This is a genomic window from Promicromonospora sp. NPDC059942, assembly GCF_042731755.1.
GTDB lineage: Bacteria > Actinomycetota > Actinomycetes > Actinomycetales > Cellulomonadaceae > Promicromonospora.
The window spans coordinates 1-6112 of sequence record NZ_JBHWLR010000046.1 but is presented as its reverse complement, the minus strand read 5'-3'; the positions used below and the strand labels follow the sequence as shown (position 1 = coordinate 6112).

General features: G+C 74.1%; 6 protein-coding genes. All 6 read right to left on the bottom strand.

What is annotated here, in order from left to right:
• Window positions 1–62: 62 nt before the first annotated feature.
• From ACFV9Q_RS29120 to ACFV9Q_RS29095, 6 genes are read right to left on the bottom strand one after another with little or no spacing between them, the layout of a single operon-like run.
• Window positions 63–866, bottom strand: a complete 804-nt coding sequence (locus tag ACFV9Q_RS29120; protein WP_377237300.1) for a serine hydrolase — start codon at window positions 864–866, stop codon at window positions 63–65.
• Window positions 867–888: 22 nt separating this feature from the next.
• The gene (locus tag ACFV9Q_RS29115) at window positions 889–1686 is read right to left on the bottom strand and encodes a type 1 glutamine amidotransferase (protein ID WP_377237299.1); all 798 of its coding nucleotides are present in this window, start codon (window positions 1684–1686) and stop codon (window positions 889–891) included.
• Window positions 1683–2927: an ABC transporter ATP-binding protein gene (locus tag ACFV9Q_RS29110; protein WP_377237298.1), complete on the bottom strand. Its 1245-nt coding sequence runs from the start codon at window positions 2925–2927 to the stop codon at window positions 1683–1685. Before ACFV9Q_RS29110 ends, ACFV9Q_RS29115 begins: the two co-directional genes overlap by 4 nt.
• Window positions 2920–4008, bottom strand: a complete 1089-nt coding sequence (locus ACFV9Q_RS29105; RefSeq protein WP_377237297.1) for an ABC transporter ATP-binding protein — start codon at window positions 4006–4008, stop codon at window positions 2920–2922. The genes ACFV9Q_RS29110 and ACFV9Q_RS29105 overlap by 8 nt, the downstream gene beginning before the upstream one ends.
• Window positions 4005–4934 carry an ABC transporter permease gene (locus ACFV9Q_RS29100; RefSeq protein ID WP_377237296.1) on the bottom strand — a complete coding sequence of 310 codons (930 nt, stop codon included), beginning with the start codon at window positions 4932–4934 and terminating at the stop codon, window positions 4005–4007. Before ACFV9Q_RS29100 ends, ACFV9Q_RS29105 begins: the two co-directional genes overlap by 4 nt.
• Window positions 4927–5931, bottom strand: a complete 1005-nt coding sequence (locus ACFV9Q_RS29095) for an ABC transporter permease (protein ID WP_377237295.1) — start codon at window positions 5929–5931, stop codon at window positions 4927–4929. Before ACFV9Q_RS29095 ends, ACFV9Q_RS29100 begins: the two co-directional genes overlap by 8 nt.
• Window positions 5932–6112 lie beyond the last annotated feature (181 nt).

The window sequence follows — 6112 nt, the reverse complement described above, 5'->3', positions numbered from 1 at the left end:
AAAAAACCCCGGGCCTCAAAGGGGACTGTGTGGGCGGGGTCCAGATCAGGGACAGACCCCGGTCAGGCCAGCGCGACCGCCAGTGCGCCCAGCGACTTGAGCGTCTCCTCGGCGGCCTGCTCGTCGTAGCCGCGGGTGCACACCGCGATCACCAGGGCGTCGGGACCGGGCTCGCCCACGAAGGCGACGTCGTGCCGGATGCCGTCCACCCAGCCGGACTTCGAGCCGAACGGGACGGCGCCCGGCTCGCCCGGGCCGGGGACGGCGGCGGTGAGCTGCCGGTCGGTCTGGCGGCCGAGCAGCTCGCACATCCAGGTGGTCCGCTCCGGGCTCGCGAGCGCGCCCGTGACCACGCCGGACATGAGCAGGCACAGGTCGGCCGCCGTCGTGCGGTGCGAGGCGCCGGCCTGCTCGGCGGCCAGGTCGGAGTACTTGCGGCCGAAGATCGACCGCGTGGCCCCGACGTCGGACAGCACCTTGTTCACGGCGGCCAGGCCCACGCGCTCGGCCACCATGTTGGTCGCCTCGTTGGAGGAGACGGTGACCATCCGGTCGACGACGTCGCCCAGCGGCATCGGCGTGCCGTCGGGCGGCAGGCCCTCGTCGACGTCGTCGGGCTCGATCGTGTACTCACCCGCGCCGGGCACCTGCGACGTGAAGGTCCGGGTCGCGGTGCACGTCTCGTCGAGGCGCGCCGTGCCGGCGTCGAGCTCCCGCGCGGCCGCCACCAGCACCGCGAGCTTCACGGTCGAGGCGGCGTAGAAGTCCAGGTCGTCCTGCCGCGCGGCCAGCACCTCGCCCGAGGCCCGGGCGATCCGGTAGGCCACCACCGGCACCCCGTCGCTGTGCGTCCCTGTCGACACCATGTGCGTGCTCGTCCTCTCGTCGTTACTTCGCCGCGCCGTGCACGACGTCGGCCCAGGCGCGCACCAGCGCACCCGACTGGGCCGCGTTCTCCGCCGCGTGGGCGAGCGCCGCCTCGGCCAGCGCCGCGCGGTCGATGCCCTGCTCCGAGAGCGCGGCCTCGTCCCAGGTCGCCACCCGCTCCGGCCGGGCCTCGGGATGGAACTGCAGGCCCCAGGCGGTCTCGCCCACGCGGAACGCCTGGTTGCGGCAGGCCTCGCTCGTCACCAGCAGCGTGGCCGACGGCGGCAGCGCGGTCACCGAGTCCTCGTGGTTCTCGATCATCCACAGCGGCCCGCCGGGTACGCCGCCGCCGCCGGGCGCGCCGCCGCCGGGCGCGCCGCCGACGCCGGGTACGCCGCCGCCGGACACGCCGCCGACGCCGGTCACGCCCGGCAGGTAGCCGAACACCGGGTCGTCGGCCGCGGCCGGCAGCACCGTGAGCGCGCACATGCCGCGCTCCGTCTCGCCGGACCGCGCCGTCACGCCGCCGCCCGTGACGTGCGCCAGGAGCTGCCCGCCGAGGCACAGCCCGAGCAGCGGCACGCCGTCGGCCAGGGCCTGGAGCGTCAGCGCCCGCTCGCGGGCCAGGAACGGGTGGCCGGCGTCGTCGTCCGGCATGAAGCCGCCGCCCAGCAGGACCACGCCCCCGAACCCGTCGAGCGTCCCGGGCAGCTCCGCGCCCGGGACGAGGACCGGGTCGAGCCCGGCCTCGGGGAGCCACTGCTCCAGCCGGCCCATGGAGCTGGTGGACGAGTTCAGGACCACCAGGACGCGTGTCATGCGCCGCCCCGGGACGGGGCCTCGGGCGCCGTCAGCTCGCGCGCGAAGTGGCAGGCGGCGACGTGCGCCGCGGCGCCGTCGGCCCCGGTGCCCGTCGCACCCCGGGCGACCAGCGCCGGTACGTCCGTCTCGCACGCGTGCGGGATCAGCCGCAGGCCGGACTCTGTGCCGCCGACGGCGCCCGTGTCGACGCCCGAGGCTGCCTCGCGCCGCGCCTCCGGCAGCGTCGGTGCGAGCCAGCAGCGCGTGTGGAACGGGCAGCCCGACGGCGGGTCCACCGGGGAGGGCGGGTCGCCCTCCAGCACGATCCCGCCGACGCCGGGCCGCCCGGCGCCCGCGACCGCGTCACCGGACGAGCCCGCGCCGACGGCCGCGCCCGCCGGGACGAGCCGCACCGACGGGTCGGGCACGGGCACCGCGGACAGCAGCGCCTGCGTGTACGGGTGCTGCGCGGCGTCGTACACCTCGGCCTCGGGCCCCTGCTCCACGATGCGGCCCAGGTACATGACGGCGACGTCGTGGGCGATGTGCCGCACCACGCCGAGGTCGTGCGCCACGAACAGGTAGGACAGGCCCAGCTCCTCCTGGAGGTCCTCCAGCAGGTTGATCACCTGGCCCTGCACGGACACGTCGAGCGCCGAGACCGGCTCGTCGCAGACCAGGATCTTGGGCCGCAGGGCGAGCGCGCGGGCGATCCCGACACGCTGCCGCTGCCCGCCCGAGAACTGGTGCGGGTACCGGTTGGCGTGGTCGGGGTCCAGGCCGACGAGCTCCAGCAGCTCGCCCACCGCGGCCCGCCGTCCGCCCGCCGGGTCGATGCCGTGGATCGCGAACGGCTCGCCCACGATCTCGCTCACCGACATCCGCGGGTTCAGCGACGTGTACGGGTCCTGGAACACCATCTGCACGTCCCGGCGGAGCTGCTTGCGGCCCGCCCGGGACCGGCCGGTGACGTCCTCGCCGTCCACCAGCACCTGGCCGCTGGTCGGCGTCTCGACGCCGACGAGCACGCGGGCGAGCGTCGACTTGCCCGACCCGGACTCGCCGACCAGGCCCAGGGTGCGGCCCCGGTCCAGGGTGAGCGAGACGCCGTCGACCGCCTTGACCGCGGCCGTCGAGCGGCGCAGCAGCCCGGAGCGCACCGGGTAGTGCTTGACGAGGTCGCGCACCTCGAGCACGGACTCGCCGGGCTCGGGCCGCTCGTCGACGAGCTCGGCTCCCGCCGGTCGCGACTCAGTCATCGGAGTCTCCCTTCGGCCCGGGCACCGAGGTGCCGGACGCCGGCACGCCGGACACAGATACGCCGGCCTCGGGGGCCGGCTCCCGTCCGGCCATGATGTCCTCCGCGAAGTGGCACGCCGACATCCGGCCGGGCGCCGGGGTCGCCCGCGGCGGCGCGTCGGTACGGCAGACGTCGCGCGCCGCGTCGCAGCGCGGGTGGAACGGGCAGCCCGCCGGCATCGCGGCCGGGCTCGGCGGGCGACCCGGGATCACGGGCAGGCGGCCGGTCCCGGCCGCGGACGGGATCGACCGCAGCAGCGCCCGCGTGTACGGGTGCGCGGGCGTCGTGTAGACGGGCACCACGGGCGCCTGCTCGACGGCGCGGCCTGCGTACATGACCGTGACGTCGTCGGCGACCCCCGCCACCACGCCCAGGTCGTGCGTGATGAGCACGAGGCCCATGTGCCGCTCCGCCTGGATCTCGGCGAGCAGCCGCAGCACCTGCGCCTGGACCGTCACGTCGAGGGCGGTGGTGGGCTCGTCCGCGATGAGCACGTCGGGGTCCATCGCCAGCGCCGACGCGATCATCACGCGCTGGCGCATGCCGCCCGAGAACTGGTGCGGGTACTCCTTGACGCGGGCCTTCGCGTTCGGCACCTTGACCAGGTCGAGCAGCTCGACCGCCCGCTTGCGGGCGTCGGCGCGGGACAGCCCGCGCCGGGCCCGGAGCGCCTCGGTGAGCTGGTAGCCCACGGTGTGCACGGGGTTGAGCGCGGCCAGCGCGTCCTGGAACACCATCGCCACCTGCTCGCCGCAGCGTGCGCGGTGCTCCTTGCGGCTCAGGCCGAGCAGGTCGGTGCCGGCGAGGCGGACGCTGCCGCGCGTGATCCGCGCCGTGTCCGGCAGCAGGCCCATCACGGCCAGCGACGAGACGGACTTGCCCGAGCCCGACTCGCCCACGATCGCGAGCGTGCGGCCCGCCTCCACGCGGTAGGACAGCCCGTCGACGGCGCGCACCGCGCCGTCGGGCGTGCGGAACTCGACGGCGAGGTCGGTGACCTCCAGGAGGGGGGTGCCCGGCACCTGCTCGGGGGCGCTCATGCGCTCAGCCTCGGGTCGAGGGCGTCGCGCAGGGCGTCGCCGAGCACCACCAGCGCGAGGACGGTCGCGATCAGGCAGATCAGGGGCGCGAGCAGGATGTGCGGGGCGCCGCCGAGCACCCACTCCGAGCCCTGCTCGATCTGGATCCCCCAGCTCGTCGCCGGCGGCCGGACGCCGATGCCCAGGAACGACAGCACGGCCTCCGCGCTGATCACCCCGGCCACGGAGGTGGGGAGCAGCGCGGTGACGGTGCCGATGGCGTTGGGCAGCACGTGCCGCACCATGATGCGCAGGTCCGACGCGCCCAGCGAGCGCGCGGCGGTCACGTAGTCCAGGTTCTTCGCCTCCAGGGTGCTGGCCCGCACGTAGCGGGTGTAGGGCATCCAGCCGAACAGGATGAGCACCACTGCGGGCAGCAGGATCACGTTGAACGTGCCGCTGCCCAGGTCGACGCCCTTGAACAGGGACAGCACCAGGAGCGCGGCCAGCAGCAGCGGGACCACCAGGAAGACCTCGACGGCACGGGAGACCAGGTAGTCCACCCAGCCGAGGTAGTACCCGGCGAGCAGGCCGAGGGTCACGCCGATCAGCAGCGAGACGCCGACCACGACCACGGCCAGCAGCAGCGACGGCCGGATGCCGTGCACCAGCGTGGCCAGGACGTCGCAGCCGAGCGAGTCGGTGCCCAGCGGGTGCTCGGCGCCCCAGCCCTGCGGCGTCGTGCGGGCCTCCCGGATCGGGCACGTCCGAGGGCTGGTGGTCGTGAACAGCGTGGGGAACGCCGCCATCAGCCCGAAGAACACGAGCACGACGGCGGCGGCGATCGTGTCCGGCCGGCGGCGGAGCCGACGCCAGGCGTCGGCGAGCGGGCTCGACGACGCGCTGGTGCGCGGCGCGGTCGGTGCGGGTGTCACGGCGTCACTCATAGCGGATCCTCGGGTCGAGCAGGGCATAGGCGATGTCGACGACGATCATCACCACGACGGTCACCGTGGCCAGCAGGGTGACGATGCCGAGCACGAGCCCGACGTCGTCGTTCTGGACGGCTCCCCACAGGACGCCGCCCATCCCGTAGATGTTCATCAGGCCCTCGGTGATGACGGCTCCGCCGAGGGCCTCGGCGAAGGTGAGGCCGACGGCGGTCACCACGGGCACCGACGAGTTGCGCACCACGTGGTGCACCACGACGCGTCCCTCGGTCAGGCCCTTCGACCGGGCGGTCCGCACGTGGTCGCCCTGGTAGGACTCGAGCTGGCTGGCCCGGACCAGGCGGATGAACGCCGCGGAACCGGCCAGGCCCAGCAGGATCCCGGGCACGACGACGGTGGCCCACGGGTGGTCGGCGTCGAAGGACGGCTTGAACCAGTACGGCGGCCAGCTGTTCTCGCCGAACGTGTCCTCGGCCCAGCGGTTCAGCGGCACGGCGACGACGTACCGGTAGACGATCAGCAGCACGAAGACCGGGAAGGCGTCGATCAGCACCGACGTGAGCCGGATCCCGTGGTCCCCGGCCGAGCCGCGCCAGCGGGCGGCGGCCGAGCCGAGCAGCATGCCGAGCGCCAGCCAGGTGATGAGCACGACGCAGAACAGGCGGATGGTGTTCGGCGCCGCCGTGGCGACGATCTCCGAGACCTCGCGGCCGCGCAGGTTGGTGCCGAAGTCGCCCTGGGCGTACTGGCCGAGGCGTTCGACGAACGGCCCGAGGCAGGGGTTGCCCACCTGGTCGTAGCAGGGGTCGTCGAGGTTGAAGCGCTGCTCGACGGCGGCGATCTGCGCCGGGGTGGCGACCTTGTCGCCGAAGAACGCCTGCGCCGGGTTGCCGTTGAGCTGGATGGCGACGGTGGTGAGCAGGTGCAGCAGGAACATGACGAGCAGCAGGGTGCCGACCGCCTGGACGGCACGGCGAAGGATGTAGCGCCCCATGGGGACTCCTCAGGTTGTGCGCCGAGTCAGCGCCGTAGTCCGACCACGGCGCTGACTCGGGGTTGTTCAGGCGCCGAGTCAGCGCGCTGGTCGGACTACAGCGCTGACTCGGCGCCAAGGTTCCGCCCTGACCTCGATCTTGCGGAAGAGCAGCGCGCCCAAAAAAAGGTTGAAGAGCCCA

Coding starts and splice junctions, on each gene's coding strand:
- ACFV9Q_RS29120 (WP_377237300.1), bottom strand. CDS start 866: ATGGTGTCGACAGGGACGCACAGCGACGGGGTGCCGGTGGTGGCCTAC.
- ACFV9Q_RS29115 (WP_377237299.1), bottom strand. CDS start 1,686: ATGACACGCGTCCTGGTGGTCCTGAACTCGTCCACCAGCTCCATGGGC.
- ACFV9Q_RS29110 (WP_377237298.1), bottom strand. CDS start 2,927: ATGACTGAGTCGCGACCGGCGGGAGCCGAGCTCGTCGACGAGCGGCCC.
- ACFV9Q_RS29105 (WP_377237297.1), bottom strand. CDS start 4,008: ATGAGCGCCCCCGAGCAGGTGCCGGGCACCCCCCTCCTGGAGGTCACC.
- ACFV9Q_RS29100 (WP_377237296.1), bottom strand. CDS start 4,934: ATGAGTGACGCCGTGACACCCGCACCGACCGCGCCGCGCACCAGCGCG.
- ACFV9Q_RS29095 (WP_377237295.1), bottom strand. CDS start 5,931: ATGGGGCGCTACATCCTTCGCCGTGCCGTCCAGGCGGTCGGCACCCTG.